The sequence below is a fragment of the Streptomyces sp. NPDC001194 genome (assembly GCF_042896985.1).
Lineage (GTDB): Bacteria > Actinomycetota > Actinomycetes > Streptomycetales > Streptomycetaceae > Streptomyces.
Window position 1 is genome coordinate 52,500 of record NZ_JBIAXU010000026.1, and the last position, 14,060, is coordinate 66,559.

Below are 14,060 nucleotides of genomic sequence, written 5' to 3' on the forward strand. Positions count from 1 at the left end.
AGCGGGTGCCCGCTCACCGCTGTGCCGCCTCGGCCAGCGCCGACGCCAGTGCCCCCGCGTACGGGTGCGGGCGGCGCCGGCGCGGGGTGACCACTCCGAGGTGGCGGGCGGGGCGCGGGGATTCGGTCCGTACCAGGGCCACGGCGGCATCCGGGGCCAGGGACACCTGGGGGATCAGCGCGACTCCGACGCCCGCCGCGACCAGGGTCTGCGCGAAGAAGTAGTCGGTGGTGGAGGCGGCCACCCGCAGGTCGAAGCCCGCGCGCTCCGCGTACCGGCGCAGATAGGCCTCCGTCTTGAGGCAGCCCAGCACCCAGCGCTCGGCGGCCAGTTCCGCCAGGCCGAGCGAGTCCCGGCCGGCGAGCCGGTGCTCGCGCGGCAGGGCCAGCCACAGCGGATCGTCCATCAGCGGCGTCCAGTCGAGCCCGGCCCGCAGGGGCAGCGGTCCGTCGAAGTGGTAGGCCAGTGCGAGGTCGGCGGAGCCCGTCCGCACCATCGGTACCGAGGCCTCCGGCTCGGCCTCCCTTACGGTCAGCTCCACATCGGGGTGGACGGCCACGAACCGGGCCAGCGCCGCGGGCAGCAGCCTGCGGCCGCCGCTGGTGAAGGTGGCCACCGTCAGCCGGGGCCGGTCCGCCGTCAGCCGGTCGATCTCGTGGCGCACCTGGTCCAGCTCGGCGGAGATCGTCTCCGCGGCCTCCACCAGCAGCCGCCCGGGCTCGGTCAGGGTGACCCCGCGCGTGCTGCGCACCGCGACCGGGTGGCCCAGGCTCCGCTCCAGCGAGGCGATGTGCTGCGAGACGGCGGAGGGGGTCAGCAGCAGGGCGGCGGCCGCCCGGTTGAAGCTGCCGTGCTCGGCGACGGCCCGCAGGATGCGCAACCGCTGCACGTCGATCATCAGTTTTCCTTCATACCGGTACAGCGGGTGATCGGTTCCGCTGGGGACGATACAGCGGCACAGTCGAGCCCATGCAGAAGATTCTCGTCATCGGCGGAAGCCGGTACTTCGGAAAGCACCTGGTCACCCTCCTGCGCGACGCGGGCGACGAGGTCACCGTCCTCAACCGCGGCTCCGCGGCCCCGCCGCCCGGCGTCGGCCGCGTCGTCGCCGACCGCGACGACGAAGGGCTGCTGCGCGAGGCCCTGGGCGACCGCACCTTCGACACCGTCGTCGACCAGGTCTGCTACACACCGCTCCAGGCCGCCGTCGCCCGCCGGGTCTTCGCCGGCCGGACGGAGCGCTACGTGATGACCTCGACGATGGAGGTCTACGACCCGGCGCCGCCCACGGCCGAGGCCCGGGCCTACGCCGAGGGCAAGCGACGGGCCGAGGCCGTCCTGCGTGAGCCGGGGCGGGGCGGCGGCCCCTTCGCCTTCGCCGCCGTGCGGACCGCGCACGTACTCGGCGGCGGCCGCGAGGAGTTCACCGGACGCCTCGCGCACTACACCGGGCGGATCGCCGCCGGAACCCCGGTGGAGGTCCACGAAGCCCCGTACGCCACCTCGTTCATCCACCACCACGAGATCGCCCGGTTCCTGCAGTGGACGGCCGGGCAGTCCTTCACGGGCGCGGTCGACGCCGCCTCGCACGGGTCGCTCGACGTGCTGGAACTGTGCGCGCTGATCGCCGAACGGGTCGGCCGCCCCGCCGGCCTGCGGACCGTCGAACCGGGCGCCCCCGCCTCGCCGTTCTCCTTCGACCGTGACTACGCCCTCGACAACAGCCGTGCGGAAGGCCTCGGTTACCGCTTCCAGCGGGTCGCGGACTGGCTGCCGGAGGCGATCGACGAAACGGCAGGACTCTCCCTCTGATCCCGTGTCCCCGATCGCCGGCGTACGGCCCCTCATCCCTCGCCCGTACGCCGCTCCAGGGGAGTGGTTACCGCCGAGTTGCTCACACTGAACGTGACGCTGCCGGCGCGGTAGCGGTCGTCGGTCCACTCGATCGGGCGACCGGTGGCGGTGGCCGAGACATGCCGCTGGCGCAGCAGCGGGCTCCCGCGCCGGATCCCCAGCAGCCGGGCGTCCTCGCTGCCCGCCCCGAGGGCGTCGATGAGGTGCTCGCCGTAGTGGGCGACGATCCCGGAGCCGTTCGCGAGGCTGTCCATCACCGAGCGGACGTCGTCCGGCAGCGCCTCGACCGCGGCCGCGACCCAGTCGGCGTACGCGGTCCGCTCCACCATGGTGGGCTCCCCGTCGAGCAGCCGCAGCCTCACCACGGCCAGGACCCCGGTGTCCGGCGCGAGCGCGAGCCGCTCCGCCTCCTCGGCGGTGGCCGGCCGGCGGACCCGGGAGAGGAAGCGGCTGGTGACCTCCTGGCCGAGTCCCTCGGCCCACTGGGCGAAGCTGTTCAGTTCGCCGAAGCTGTGGCGCCGCTCGTGGCGCAGGACGATCCTGCGGGCACCCTGGCGGGAGCCGATCAGCCCCTCCGCGGCGAGCGTGGCCACGGCTTGGCGGACGGTTCCGCGCGAGGCGGACCAGCGGGCGGCCAGATCGCTCTCCGAGGGCAGCTGGGCGCCCACCGCGTACTCGCCGGCGAGGATCGCCGCGCGCAGCGCGTCGGCGATCTCCAGATACCGGATCGTGCCCATGCCGTACTCCGCCCCCACGCTGTCGACCGGGTGCCGCCTGACGCCGTCGACCGTAACCCGAGGCGTCCGCCGACCAGGGCGCTGAAGATCATTACATCCTCCCTGTCACGGCTTCTTTCGGTCAATCTCGTCTCTTCCTCGACTCGTGCCCCGCGGTCCAGTCCCCGTTCATCTCCCGTATAGCGGGGCCCGGCGAACTGGAGCCAACTTGTTCAGACAAGTCGACCCCCGTCAGGAACCCGTCTCCGGGAGAGACCGTGCTCAGTTCCTCCGCTCGCCGTGGTGCAGCCGTACTGCTCAGCGCCGCCGTCCTCACCACGCTCAGCGCGTGTGGCGCCGCTCCGGACAAGGCCACCGGTGCCGCCGGCGACGGCAAGTCCAAGGTCCAGCCGGGCGCCGCCGCCTCGGCGGCCGACTTCGGCGGCATGGACGCCCTCGTCGCGGCCGCCCAGAAGGAAGGCCAGCTCAACGTCATCGCGCTGCCGCCGGACTGGGCGAACTACGGCGAGATCATCAAGGCCTTCGAGGCCAAGTACAAGATCAAGGTGAACAGCGAGAACCCGGACGCCTCCAGCGCCGACGAGATCGCCGCCGTGAAGTCCCGCAAGGGCCAAAAGCGCGCCCCCGACGTCATGGACCTGGGCATCGCCTTCGCGCGCAGCGGCGCCGGCGAGAACCTCTTCGCCCCGTACAAGGTCACCGCCTGGGACAAGATCCCGGCCGGCCAGAAGGACGCCGACGGCCGCTGGTACAACGACTACGGCGGCTACGTCTCCATCGGCTGCGACGCGGCCAAGATCCCGAACTGCCCGACGACCTTCGCGGACCTGCTGAAGCCCGAGTACAAGGGCAAGGTCGCCCTCAACGGCAACCCGACCAAGTCCGGCTCCGCCTTCGGCGGCGTCTACGCGGCCGCCCTCGCCAACAAGGGCTCCTTCGCCGACATCCAGCCCGGCATCGACTTCTTCGGACAGCTGCGGGGGAGCGGCAACTTCATCCCGGTCGAGTCCACCCCGGCCACCGTCGAGAAGGGCGAGACGCCCATCTCCATCGACTGGGACTACCTGAACGCCGGCTACGCCGAGCAGTTCAAGGGCAAGGGCGTCGACTGGAAGGTCGCCGTCCCCACCGACGGCGTCTACGCCCAGTACTACTCGCAGGCCGTCAACAAGGAGGCCCCGAACCCGGCGGCCGCCCGCCTGTGGATGGAGTTCCTGTACAGCGCCGAGGGCCAGAACCTGTACCTCAAGGGCCACGCCCGCGCGGTCCTGCTCCCGGTCCTGACCCAGGACGGCACCGTCGACAAGGACGCCGCCGCCAAGCTCCCGCAGATCCAGGGCACCCCGGCCTTCCCCGCCTCCGCGGAGCTGGACAAGGCCAAGGCCACCCTCGCCGAGAAGTGGGACAAGGCCCTCTCCTGATGTCCCCCTCCACCCCCACCTCCCACCCGGAGGGGACCGCCGGCGGCAGCAGCACCAGCCGCCGGCGGCGCGGCCCGCGCACCTGGCTCGCCGCCCTCCCGCTCCTCGCCTTCACCGGGCTCTGCTTCGGCATCCCGCTCGGCGCCATCGCGTTCGGCGCGGTCACCCGCACCGACCCGTCGACCGGCGCCACCCGGCTGACCGGAGAGCACCTCTCGCGCTCGCTCCAGGGCCCGTACCTCGACTCGCTGGTCGGCAGCGTGCAGCTCTCCGCCCTCACCGCACTGATCGGCGGCGTGCTCGGGGTCCTGATCGCACAGGCCGTGGTCACCTCCCGGTCGCAGGCCCTGCGCAGCGCCGCCCTGACCGCGTCAGGCGTCCTCGCCAACTTCGGAGGCGTCCCGCTCGCGTTCGCGTTCATCGCCACCGTCGGCATCTCCGGAGTCGTCACCCAGCTCGCCGACCTCACCGGATTCGGCTGGAACCTGTACTCCTTCACCGGCCTGACCGTGGTCTACCTGTACTTCCTGATCCCGCTCATGGTGCTCGTGATCGCCCCGGCGCTCGACGGACTGCGCCCCCAGTGGCGCGAGGCCGCCCAGAACAACGGGGCCAGCGGATGGCAGTTCTGGCGCCACGTCGGACTGCCGGTGCTCGCCCCCTCCCTGCTCGGCGGGTTCGTGCTCCTCTTCGGCACGGCCTTCGCCGCGCACGCCACGGCCGCGGCCCTGGTCGGCGGCTCCGTGCCACTGGTCACCCTCAAGATCGCCGACGCGCTGTCCGGCAACGTGCTGACCGGACAGGAGAACGTGGCGCTCGCCCTCGGCCTCGACATGATCCTGATCGCCGGCCTCGTCATGGCGGTCTACCTGCCCCTCCAGCGACGGAGCGCCCGATGGCTGCGATGACCCCGACGCCCGCGCCGACCGCCCCGGACGCCGCGGACACCACCCCCGACTCCGGGGCGGCGCCGGCCGGCGCCACGGCGCGCACCCGCGCCCCGCGCCGCCGCCCCCGTCCCCGCGTCTGGCGCGGAGCCGTACTCCTGCTGGCGGGCGCGTACTTCCTCGTCCCGCTCCTGGCCTCCTTCGTCTTCACCGTGCACGTGCCCGGCCAGGGCATCGACTTCGGGGCGTACACCGAGCTGCTCGCGGCCGACGGATTCGCCGAGAGCATGCTGCTCTCCCTCGGGCTCGCCGCCGCCACCATCGCGACGTCGCTGCTGCTCGCGGTGCCCGCGCTGGTCGCCGTACGCCTCGGCTCGCCGCGACTGCGCCCGGTCGTGGAGGTGATGTGCATGCTGCCGCTGGTGGTACCGCCCATCGCGCTGGTCACCGGGATCACCACCGTGCTGCGCTGGGGCCCCGAGCACCTCTCGCGGACCCCGCTCTACCAGACCTTCCTCGCCGTGCAGGACGAGCGGTTCCCCGTGGTCCTCGTCCTCGCGTACACCGTGCTGGCGCTGCCCTTCGTCCACCGCTCGCTCGACGCCGGCCTGCGCGCCATCGACGTGCCGACGCTGGTCGAGGCCGCCCGCAGCTGTGGCGCGAGCTGGCCGTACGTGGTCCTGCGCGTGCTGCTGCCCAACCTGCGGGCCTCGCTCGCCGGCGCCGCCTTCCTGACCCTGGCGCTGGTCCTCGGCGAGTTCACCATCGCCTCCCTGCTGGGCTTCAGGCCCTTCGCCGTGTGGATCGTCACCATCTCCGGAGCCCACGCCCGGATGTCGGTCGCCGTCTCCGTCCTCAGCCTGCTCATCACCTGGCTGCTGCTGCTCCTCCTCTCACGGGCCGGGACCAACCCCGCCACGGTGTCCTCCGCCCCCCGTACGTCCCCCACCTCCCGCAAGGAGTCCTGACCTCCATGTCCACCACCCTTCCCGCGGCCGGGAAGTCCGAGCGGTCCGCGGACCCCGCGCCGGGCGCACGCGTCGAATTCCGCGGCCTGCGGCGGGCGTTCGGCTCCACCGTCGCCCTCGACGGGCTCGACCTGACCATCGAGCCCGGCGAACTCGTCGCCCTGCTCGGCCCGTCGGGCTGCGGAAAGACCACCGCGCTGCGCGTGGTCGCGGGCTTCGAGCAGCCCGACTCCGGTGAAGTCCTGGTCGACGGAGAGGACATCACCCGCGTACCGGCCAACCGCCGCGACGCCGGGATGGTCTTCCAGTCGTACAGCCTCTTCCCGAACCTCAGCGCCCGCGACAACGTGGCCTTCGGCCTGCGGGTGCGCAAGGCCGGCGCGGCCGAGCGCCGCGAGCGCGCCGCCGAACTCCTCGACCTGGTCGGCCTGCCCGACCACGGCGACCGCTACCCGCACCAGATGTCCGGCGGCCAGCAGCAGCGCGTCGCCCTCGCCCGCGCCCTGGCCCTGCGCCCCCGCGTCCTGCTGCTCGACGAGCCGCTCTCCGCGCTCGACGCCAAGGTACGGGCCAACCTGCGCGACGAGATCCGCCGGCTCCAGCTCTCCCTCGGCATCACGACCGTTTTCGTCACGCACGACCAGGAGGAGGCGCTGTCGATGGCCGACCGGGTCGCCGTCCTGAACGCCGGCCGCCTGGAGCAGTGCGCGGCCCCCGCCGAGCTGTACGAGCGCCCCGCGACGCCGTTCGTCGCCGAGTTCGTCGGCACCATGAACCGGCTGCCCGGACGGCTGACGGACTCCGGCCAGGTGGAGGTGGCCGGCTCCCGGCTGCCCGTCGACGGCCCCGTCCCGACGGCGACGCGGGAGGTGGAGGTGCTGGTCCGGCCCGAGAACGTCACCGCGACCGCCGACCCCGAGGGCACGGCCACCGTGGTCTCCGCGTCCTTCTTCGGCGCCGTGACCCGGCTCCACCTCGACCTGCCCGGCGGCACCTCCGTCAAGGCGGACCTGCCCTCGCGGGACGCGGGAGAGCTGGCGCCGGGTGCGCGGGCCGCCGTGGGCCTGGCCGAGCGCCCGGTGCTCGTCGTGGCCCGGTCCGCGTGAGCGGCCTCGCCGCCGTCCTGTTCGACATGGACGGCACCCTGGTCGACACCGAGGTGCTGTGGTGGCGGTCCACCGAGCGCGTCGCGCAGGGCCTCGGCCACGCACTCACCGACTCCGACGCCCCCGAGGTCGTCGGGCGGGCCGTCGAGGACACCGCCGCCCACCTCGTACGGGTCTCGGGAGGGGGAGACCCGGCCGAGGTGGCGCGGGCCCTGACCGCGGACTTCTTCGACCGGGTCGAGGCCGGGGCGCCGATGCGCCCCGGCGCCCAGCGGCTGCTGACCGCGCTCGAAGCGCAGGGCGTGCCCTTCGCCCTGGTCAGCGCCTCGCCGCGGCTGGTCGTCGACTCGGTCGTCGGCGGTTCGCTGGCCCATGTCCCGTTCGCGTTCACCCTGTCCGCCGACGACACGGACCGGACGAAGCCGCACCCGGACCCCTACCGGAGCGCCGCCGGGCGGTTCGGCGCCGACGTACGGGACTGCGTGGCGGTGGAGGACTCGCCGGACGGGGCGGCCTCCGCGGAGGCCGCCGGATGCGGGGTGCTGGTGGTGCCGTCGCTGCTGGAGGTGCCGGCCTCGCCCGCACGCACCTTCGCCCGGTCCCTGGAGGAGGTCACCCCGGAGCTGCTGCGCAGCTGTCTCGGTGCCGTCACGGGGGTTCCGCGACAGGACCGGGCGGGCCGTCAGGAGCCCAGGCCGAGCAGTTCCACCACGCCGTCCACGTAGGCGGCCGTCGGGGTGCCCGGAGCGGCGGCCGCCGCATGGCGCAGCGAGGGCAGACCGGCGCGGACGAACGCCGCGCACTGCCCGTACAGCCCGGCCTCGTGCGAGGACCCGTCGTCCTCGGCGCCGAGCAGGGACAGCAGGGTCCACAGCAGCGCCTCGCGGGTGGCCAGCCGCGGGGGGCCCGCCGACCAGACGGCCATCAGCACCCCGCACACCGCGGGCGCGGGCGGGTGCAGGCGGCCGGACAGGAAGGCGTGGCCCTCCAGGGCCCGGAAGGCGGCCGGATGTCCCTCGGCCGCCGCCCACAGCGTGTCCACGAGATGCCCCGCGCCCCGGCCGCAGCCGCAGGTGACGCCCTCCCAGTCGTGCCGGCCGATCTCCGCCCCCACCGCGTCGGGCACCAGGGGGCTGCTGCGCGGCGTGTTGTCCGTCCCTCTCATGCGAGCAGTATGGAGATCGGGAACCGGCCTGACCAGGGGGTTCCGCGAGTCGGAACAGCCCTGTGACCGCCCGGCCGGAACCGGATCACAGGGGCCTTCGTCTGAGACCCCGTGTGGATGAAACGAAGAATCGCCGCCCTGCTGCTGGCCCTGCTCGCGACGCAGCTGGGATCCCTGATCAGCCCCGCGTACGCGTGCGGCTGCGGGGCGATGATCCCCGAGGGCTACGCCCGGATCGGCGTCGAACGCGAGACCTCCGTCGTGCGCTTCGACGGCCGTACGGAACAGATCGTGATGCGGTTCGTCGTCCGCGGGGACGCCCCGCGGGCGGCCTGGATCATGCCGGTGCCGGGGCGGGCCACGGTGGAGCTGGGCGACCCCGAGATGTTCCGGCAGCTGACCTGGCTGACCCGGCCCGAGTACAAGACCCGCGGCTACTTCTGGCCGCGCGACCGGGACTGGCCGTTCTCCTCCACGACGGGCGACTCCGTGGGGGCCGCGCTGCCCGGCTCGGGCGATCCCGCGGTCGGCGTCGTGGGCCGCGAGCAGCTCGGCGACTTCGACGTGGCGCGCCTGACCGCGACCGACCCCGACGCCCTGCGCACGTGGCTGGAGGCCAACGGCTTCAAGCTCCCCGACGGGCTCTCCGCCGAGCTGCAGCCGTACGTGGACCGGAAGTGGGAGTACGTCGCCGTACGCCTCGCCCCCCGCGAGGCGGGCAAGCCCCTGAAGGGCACCCTCGACCCGCTGAAGATCCGCTTCGACAGCGACCGGCTGGTCTACCCGATGCGGCTGTCCCGGCTGGCCAAGACCCCGCAGTCGCTCGGCCTGTACGTCCTGGCCGACCACCGGATGGAGCCCGCCTCCGCCATCGGCGGTGCCGAGCCGAAGGTCACCTTCGCCGGCACGGTCACCCCGCAGGACGGCCTCGCCGCGCTCACCGGCGGCAAGCCGGCGTTCCTGACGGCGCTCGACCAGGAGTTCCCGGATCCGGCCCGCATCGACGGCGACCACGAACTGCGCGCCACCGCCGCCGACACCCCGTACCGCAAGGTGATCTACCACGGAGAACTGATCACCGTCGGCGGGATCCCGGCCTGGCTGCTGACGGTGGCGGCCGTACTCCTCGCCCTCGTGGCGGCCGTGTTCACCCTGCGCCGCCGCAAGTCCCGTACCAGCGGCGTCTGAAGCCCGCCCGTGCGGGGCGCCGGTACGGCGTCCGGATCTTTGTGCGTTCTGCCAGTACGGGGGTGCGCCGGGCTTCGGTGAGACTGCCGACCATGACGAACCACGGGGAGAGCGGAACGATGGGCGGACAGCAGTACGACGGCATCGGCGAGGCGTTCGAGGGGTTCAAGTCCCTCCCGATGATGCGGTACGGGGAGGTGCCGAGCTTCCTGGGCCTGGTCGGGGACGTGAGCGGCAAGTCGGTCCTCGACGTGGCGTGCGGCACCGGCTTCTACGGCAGGGAGTTCAAGCGGCGCGGCGCCACGGACGTCCTCGGCGTCGACATCTCCGTCGAGATGATCGCCGCCGCACGGGACATCGAAGCGCGCGACCCGCTGGGCGTGCGCTACGAGGTCGGCGACGTGGCCGAACTGCCGTCCCTAGACAGGCGTTTCGACGTCACGGTGGGCGTGCAGTGCCTCAACTACGCCGAGGACATCGCCACGATGGAGCGGATGTGCCGCAACATCCACCGCAACCTGGTCCCGGGCGGGGAGTTCTTCCTCCTCTCGCAGAACCCCGACTACCGGTTCGACTGTCCGTCCCTGGAGGCGTACGGCTTCCGCTGCGAGCCGACCGGCGAGGAGATCGAGACGGGCCCGCGCGTACGGGTCACGGCCCTCCTCGACCCGCAGCCGATCAGCATCGTCTCCACGGCCCCGCGCCGCGAGGTCTACGAGGCGTGTCTGCGGGCGGCCGGATTCACCGGGGCGGCCTGGGTCCCGCTGGAGGTGTCCGACGCGGGCATCCGCGCGTACGGCAAGGAATTCTGGGCGGACCTCCTCGCCCACCCGCCGCTGGAAATGCTGCACTGCCGGGCCTGACCGCGCCACACGCCGGGTGCGGCGGGCTCCCGGCCGGGCGTGGTGATCGATGTGATCCTGAAGGGCGAACCGGAGCAATCCGTGGTGAACCGTGACAGGAGAACCCGATCGTGACGAACCCGCCCGTACTCGAGCCCGCCGCCCAGGCGTTCGCCGACGCCACCGCCAAGCCGCCGTTCCTGTACGAGCTCCCCGTCGAGGACGCCCGCAAGGCGTTGGACGACCTCCAGAGCGGCGACGGCGTCACCCTGCCCGCCGTCGACGAGGAGTGGGTCACCGTGCCGGGCGGCCCGACCGGCGAGGTCCGGGCCCGCGTCCTGCGCCCGCGCGGAGCCACCGGCCCGCTCCCCGTGGTGCTGTACATCCACGGCGCGGGCTGGGTCTTCGGCGACGCACGGACCCACGACCGGCTCGTGCGGGAGCTGGCCGTCGGCACCGGCGCGGCCGTCGTCTTCCCCGAGTACGACCTGTCGCCCGAGGCCCGCTACCCCGTCGCCATCGAGCAGAACTACGCCGTCGCCCAGTGGATCGTCCGCGAGGGCGGCAGCAAGGACCTCGACGGCAGCCGCCTCGCCGTCGCGGGCGACTCCGTCGGCGGCAACATGAGCGCCGCCCTCACCCTGATGGCCCGAGAGCGCGGCGATGTACGCCTCAGCCACCAGGTGCTCTTCTACCCGGTCACCGACGCCTCCTTCGACACCGACTCCTACCGGCAGTTCGCCACCGACCACTACCTGCGCCGCGAGGGCATGCAGTGGTTCTGGGACCAGTACACGACCGACGCGGGCCAGCGCGCCGAGATCACCGCCTCCCCGCTGCGCGCCACGGTCGAGCAGCTCACCGGGCTGCCGCCGGCCCTCGTCATCACCGCCGAGGCCGACGTCCTGCGCGACGAGGGCGAGGCGTACGCCGCCAAGCTGCGCGGAGCCGCTGTCCCGGTCACCGCCCTGCGCGTCCAGGGGACCATCCACGACTTCGTCATGCTGAACGCCTTGCGCGAGACCCGCGCCGCGGAGCTCGCCATCGGCCTCGCGATCGACACGCTGCGCACGGCCCTGGCCCGGCCCTGACCGCTCGCGGCGGACCGCTCGCCCTCGCCGGCCGGCCCGTCCCCCGTACCCGGACACGGCGACGCGGCCGCGCCCCGGGATCGCGGGGATCCCCGGGCGCGGCCGCGGCCCGCCGGTCAGAGCGGCCTGGTCGGTCGGGTCCGCCAGAACGCGCACTGGTGGTCCGACCCGAACGAGGAGCCCGCCCGCGTCGCCGCGGGGTTCAGGGTGAGGACCGTGGCCCCGGACCCGGCCGGCGGCCACGCCGTCTGACCCGGCACCACGGGGGCTCCGTACCGTGCGAAGGCACCCCAGTAGCGCTTCATCCGCGTCGCGAGCGCGACCTGATCGGCGGTCAGCGGGCGCTCGCCCATGCTGAAGTCGTGCAGGTACGCCAGCTCCGCGCTGTGCGCGTTCGACTCGTCGAGGCCGGGCACCTGCGCCCCGTACAGGGTCGGCGAGTTCGGGTCGTCGAACTCATAGACGTACGTGGGGACTTGAGCGGCGAACAGCTGCGCCGTCCAGGCCGTCTGGCATGCGAACGTCGAGTCCGTCGTGAGCGCCGACAGCGCCAGGTACGGAGATCCGTACGCCGACACCGGGTACCGGGCCAGCACCTCCGGCCCGGCGGCCCCGTACTCCGCCAGGACCTGCGCGGTGTACTGCTCCTGCGTCAGGTACGGCCGTGTCAGCGCCACGAACAGGCGCGCCTCCGACCGGGTGCTCCCGATCATCACCGGCACCTTGTTCCAGTTCCCGCTCCCGATGGCCGTCGCCGGATCGACCGGCAGCAGCCCGTCACCGGACGCCGGACCCGAGGTGGGCACCGTACGGGCCGCCTCGACCAGCGCCGAACCGGAAGCGGCGCGCAGGCACGCCGCCAGTGCGGCCGGATCCGTACAGCCCGCGCCCGCGGCGAAGGCCCGCGCCTCGGACTCGGCCCGCGCGCCGTCCGGCGTGCGGAGCAGGGTGCACGGACCGCTCTGCAGGACGGCCCGGTGGAACAGGCCGGCCGCGGAAGGCGCGGCGAGCAGGGCGCAGACGGAACCGCTCCCAGCCGACTGCCCGGAGACCGTGACGTTCCCGGGGTTCCCGCCGAACGCGGCGATGTTCTCCCGCGTCCAGCGCAGCGCGGCCATCTGGTCCATCAGCCCGAAGGAACCGGAGCGCTGCGCGTTCTGGCCGGTGATCTCGGGCAGCCCGAGGTAACCGAGCTGCCCCAGACGGTAGTTGATGCTGACGACGACACTGCCGGTGAGCTCGGCCATGGTGCCCCCGCCGAACTGCGTACCCGTGCCCTGGCTGTACGCGCCCCCGTGCAGCCACACGATCACCGGCAGCCGGGCTCCGGCCCGGGCCGTGCGGGGCCGGTACACGTCGAGGTACAGGCAGTCCTCGCTGACGGCCGCCGGATCGCGCAGCCCGAACGGCGAGAACTGCAGGCAGGCCGGGGCCTGTCCGGTGGCCTCGCGGACCCCGCTCCAGCGGCGCGGCGCCTGCGGCGGGCGCAGCCGGGCGGCCCCGACGGGGGGAGCGGCGTAGGGGACGCCGAGGAACTCCTGCGCGCCGGACCCCTCGACGGACCGCCCCCGCAGCACGCCCTGATCGACGGTGACCCGCGGGCGGGGGAACCCGCCGGACGGAGTCCCCGTGACCGCCGCGGCGGGGAGCGCCGAGGCGATCAGGGCCGCGACCGCGCAGGCGGCGGCGAGCAGTGACCGTACCGCGCCCGTGCGCGGTCGGCTCACGGGCGGACCCCCGCCACCAGAGCCGCCGTCACGGCGAATTCGGCCGGTCCGGCGTTCCAGTCGGCGTTCATCGGGCTGATGGCGATCTTGTTCGCGTTCACCGCCTCCACGTCACCGCCCTTGGCGGCCGGCTGCGGGCGGAACCGCACGTCCACCTTCCAGGTGCCGTCCCCGGAGTCGGTGAAGTCCGGCTGGAGCGGCGCCTGCGGGTCCTGGAAGGTCGCGGCCACACCGGCGGCGGTGCCCTTGCCGTCCGCGCCGACGACCGGGTGGTTGACGTTCAGGCCGACGCCCTTGGGCAGCAGCGGTCCGGACCTCGCCCGTGTGCGCAGGCGGTCGATCAGCCTGACCGCGAAGTCCATGGTGGGACCCATCGCGTTGACCGTCGCGGTGGGGTCGGGAACGGCCAGGCCGCCGGTGCTCAGGGCGATGGCCGGGACGCCGCTCTCCAGTGCGGCGACGGCGCCGCCGACCGTACCGGAGTGGGTGGCGAGACCGGCGACGTTCGGGCCGAAGTTGGTGCCGGAGACCACCAGGTCGGGGGCGTGGCCCTCGAAGACCTCGGAGAGGCCGAACAGCACGGAGTCACCGGGCGTGCCGTCGACGGCCCACACCTTCGGCTCCAGGTGCTTCACCGCGATGGCGGGGGCGCTCATCATCTTCGTGCCGGTGCCGCTCTGGTTGGTGAGCGGGGCCACGATGGTGACGTCGTACCCGGCGGCGGTCAGCCGCTCGAACGCCTTGCGGATGCCGGGCGCGTTGTACCCGTCGTCGTTCGTGAGCAGGATGCGCAGCGGGGCCGCGGGAGTTGCCGCGGCCGGCGCGGGCGCGGCCAGCGGCGAGGCGACCGCGGGGGCCGTGCCCGCGAGGGCGGCCGTGCACAGGATGAGCACGGTCGGCGGCAGGACTCGCTTGCGTCTCACAGAGGGCTCCTTGGAAAAGGGAGGGAAGGAGGCGAAATGCGCTGTGGTGCGGTGAGGGTGCGGTGGGTGGGGACCGGCGGGCGCACGACCCTCGGCATGCGCCCGCCGGAGTCGGTGGCCGGACCGCCGCGGTGCGGTGAGCGGCGGTCCG

The 14,060-nt window shown here is 73.5% G+C and carries 14 protein-coding genes; 9 read left to right on the forward strand and 5 right to left on the reverse strand.

What is annotated here, in order from left to right:
• Window positions 1–13: 13 nt before the first annotated feature.
• Complete coding sequence (locus ACFY1T_RS33370; protein WP_390791507.1) at window positions 14–898, reverse strand: LysR family transcriptional regulator; 885 nt, start codon at window positions 896–898, stop codon at window positions 14–16.
• Between the two features lie 71 nt (window positions 899–969).
• Here ACFY1T_RS33370 and ACFY1T_RS33375 point away from each other — a divergent pair, with 71 nt between their 5' ends.
• Complete coding sequence (locus ACFY1T_RS33375; RefSeq protein WP_390791508.1) at window positions 970–1,812, forward strand: NAD-dependent epimerase/dehydratase family protein; 843 nt, start codon at window positions 970–972, stop codon at window positions 1,810–1,812.
• A gap of 32 nt (window positions 1,813–1,844) precedes the next feature.
• On the opposite strand, the gene ACFY1T_RS33380 is transcribed toward ACFY1T_RS33375, so the two are convergent.
• Window positions 1,845–2,591: a GntR family transcriptional regulator gene (locus tag ACFY1T_RS33380; protein ID WP_384705719.1), complete on the reverse strand. Its 747-nt coding sequence runs from the start codon at window positions 2,589–2,591 to the stop codon at window positions 1,845–1,847.
• Window positions 2,592–2,848: 257 nt separating this feature from the next.
• Here ACFY1T_RS33380 and ACFY1T_RS33385 point away from each other — a divergent pair, with 257 nt between their 5' ends.
• From ACFY1T_RS33385 to ACFY1T_RS33405, 5 genes are read left to right on the forward strand one after another with little or no spacing between them, the layout of a single operon-like run.
• Complete coding sequence (locus tag ACFY1T_RS33385) at window positions 2,849–4,012, forward strand: ABC transporter substrate-binding protein (RefSeq protein WP_384705721.1); 1,164 nt, start codon at window positions 2,849–2,851, stop codon at window positions 4,010–4,012.
• Entirely contained in the window at window positions 4,012–4,920 is a 909-nt protein-coding gene (locus tag ACFY1T_RS33390; RefSeq protein ID WP_390791509.1) for an ABC transporter permease, read from the forward strand. Before ACFY1T_RS33385 ends, ACFY1T_RS33390 begins: the two co-directional genes overlap by 1 nt.
• Complete coding sequence (locus tag ACFY1T_RS33395; protein ID WP_390791510.1) at window positions 4,908–5,867, forward strand: ABC transporter permease; 960 nt, start codon at window positions 4,908–4,910, stop codon at window positions 5,865–5,867. The genes ACFY1T_RS33390 and ACFY1T_RS33395 overlap by 13 nt, the downstream gene beginning before the upstream one ends.
• Before the next feature lie 5 nt (window positions 5,868–5,872).
• Window positions 5,873–6,973, forward strand: coding sequence for an ABC transporter ATP-binding protein (locus ACFY1T_RS33400; protein WP_390791511.1), 1,101 nt, complete (start codon window positions 5,873–5,875; stop codon window positions 6,971–6,973).
• Complete coding sequence (locus ACFY1T_RS33405) at window positions 6,970–7,698, forward strand: HAD family hydrolase (protein WP_390791512.1); 729 nt, start codon at window positions 6,970–6,972, stop codon at window positions 7,696–7,698. The genes ACFY1T_RS33400 and ACFY1T_RS33405 overlap by 4 nt, the downstream gene beginning before the upstream one ends.
• On the opposite strand, the gene ACFY1T_RS33410 is transcribed toward ACFY1T_RS33405, so the two are convergent.
• Window positions 7,656–8,138: a hypothetical protein gene (locus ACFY1T_RS33410; protein WP_384705731.1), complete on the reverse strand. Its 483-nt coding sequence runs from the start codon at window positions 8,136–8,138 to the stop codon at window positions 7,656–7,658. The two genes, ACFY1T_RS33405 and ACFY1T_RS33410, sit on opposite strands and share 43 nt — an antisense overlap.
• 117 nt (window positions 8,139–8,255) lie before the next feature.
• Between ACFY1T_RS33410 and ACFY1T_RS33415 the strand changes: the two genes are divergently transcribed.
• From ACFY1T_RS33415 to ACFY1T_RS33425, 3 genes are all read left to right on the forward strand, one after another.
• Window positions 8,256–9,326: a DUF2330 domain-containing protein gene (locus ACFY1T_RS33415; protein WP_390791513.1), complete on the forward strand. Its 1,071-nt coding sequence runs from the start codon at window positions 8,256–8,258 to the stop codon at window positions 9,324–9,326.
• A 119-nt stretch (window positions 9,327–9,445) separates the two neighbouring features.
• Window positions 9,446–10,189: a class I SAM-dependent methyltransferase gene (locus ACFY1T_RS33420; protein ID WP_390791532.1), complete on the forward strand. Its 744-nt coding sequence runs from the start codon at window positions 9,446–9,448 to the stop codon at window positions 10,187–10,189.
• A 110-nt stretch (window positions 10,190–10,299) separates the two neighbouring features.
• Window positions 10,300–11,259 (forward strand): alpha/beta hydrolase, encoded by a 960-nt coding sequence (locus ACFY1T_RS33425; RefSeq protein WP_390791514.1) that lies wholly within the window; start codon window positions 10,300–10,302, stop codon window positions 11,257–11,259.
• Window positions 11,260–11,375: 116 nt separating this feature from the next.
• On the opposite strand, the gene ACFY1T_RS33430 is transcribed toward ACFY1T_RS33425, so the two are convergent.
• Both ACFY1T_RS33430 and surE read right to left on the reverse strand, forming a co-directional pair.
• Complete coding sequence (locus tag ACFY1T_RS33430; protein ID WP_390791515.1) at window positions 11,376–12,986, reverse strand: carboxylesterase/lipase family protein; 1,611 nt, start codon at window positions 12,984–12,986, stop codon at window positions 11,376–11,378.
• Complete coding sequence (surE, locus tag ACFY1T_RS33435; RefSeq protein ID WP_390791516.1) at window positions 12,983–13,909, reverse strand: 5'/3'-nucleotidase SurE; 927 nt, start codon at window positions 13,907–13,909, stop codon at window positions 12,983–12,985. The genes ACFY1T_RS33430 and surE overlap by 4 nt, the downstream gene beginning before the upstream one ends.
• Window positions 13,910–14,060 lie beyond the last annotated feature (151 nt).

What these genes read in the sequence shown, in the direction of transcription:
- ACFY1T_RS33410 (WP_384705731.1), bottom strand. Translation starts at nt 8,138, where the DNA reads ATGAGAGGGACGGACAACACGCCGCGCAGCAGCCCCCTGGTGCCCGAC.
- ACFY1T_RS33375 (WP_390791508.1), top strand. Translation starts at nt 970, where the DNA reads ATGCAGAAGATTCTCGTCATCGGCGGAAGCCGGTACTTCGGAAAGCAC.
- ACFY1T_RS33390 (WP_390791509.1), top strand. Translation starts at nt 4,012, where the DNA reads ATGTCCCCCTCCACCCCCACCTCCCACCCGGAGGGGACCGCCGGCGGC.
- ACFY1T_RS33420 (WP_390791532.1), top strand. Translation starts at nt 9,446, where the DNA reads ATGGGCGGACAGCAGTACGACGGCATCGGCGAGGCGTTCGAGGGGTTC.
- ACFY1T_RS33400 (WP_390791511.1), top strand. Translation starts at nt 5,873, where the DNA reads ATGTCCACCACCCTTCCCGCGGCCGGGAAGTCCGAGCGGTCCGCGGAC.
- ACFY1T_RS33415 (WP_390791513.1), top strand. Translation starts at nt 8,256, where the DNA reads ATGAAACGAAGAATCGCCGCCCTGCTGCTGGCCCTGCTCGCGACGCAG.
- ACFY1T_RS33370 (WP_390791507.1), bottom strand. Translation starts at nt 898, where the DNA reads ATGATCGACGTGCAGCGGTTGCGCATCCTGCGGGCCGTCGCCGAGCAC.
- ACFY1T_RS33395 (WP_390791510.1), top strand. Translation starts at nt 4,908, where the DNA reads ATGGCTGCGATGACCCCGACGCCCGCGCCGACCGCCCCGGACGCCGCG.
- ACFY1T_RS33380 (WP_384705719.1), bottom strand. Translation starts at nt 2,591, where the DNA reads ATGGGCACGATCCGGTATCTGGAGATCGCCGACGCGCTGCGCGCGGCG.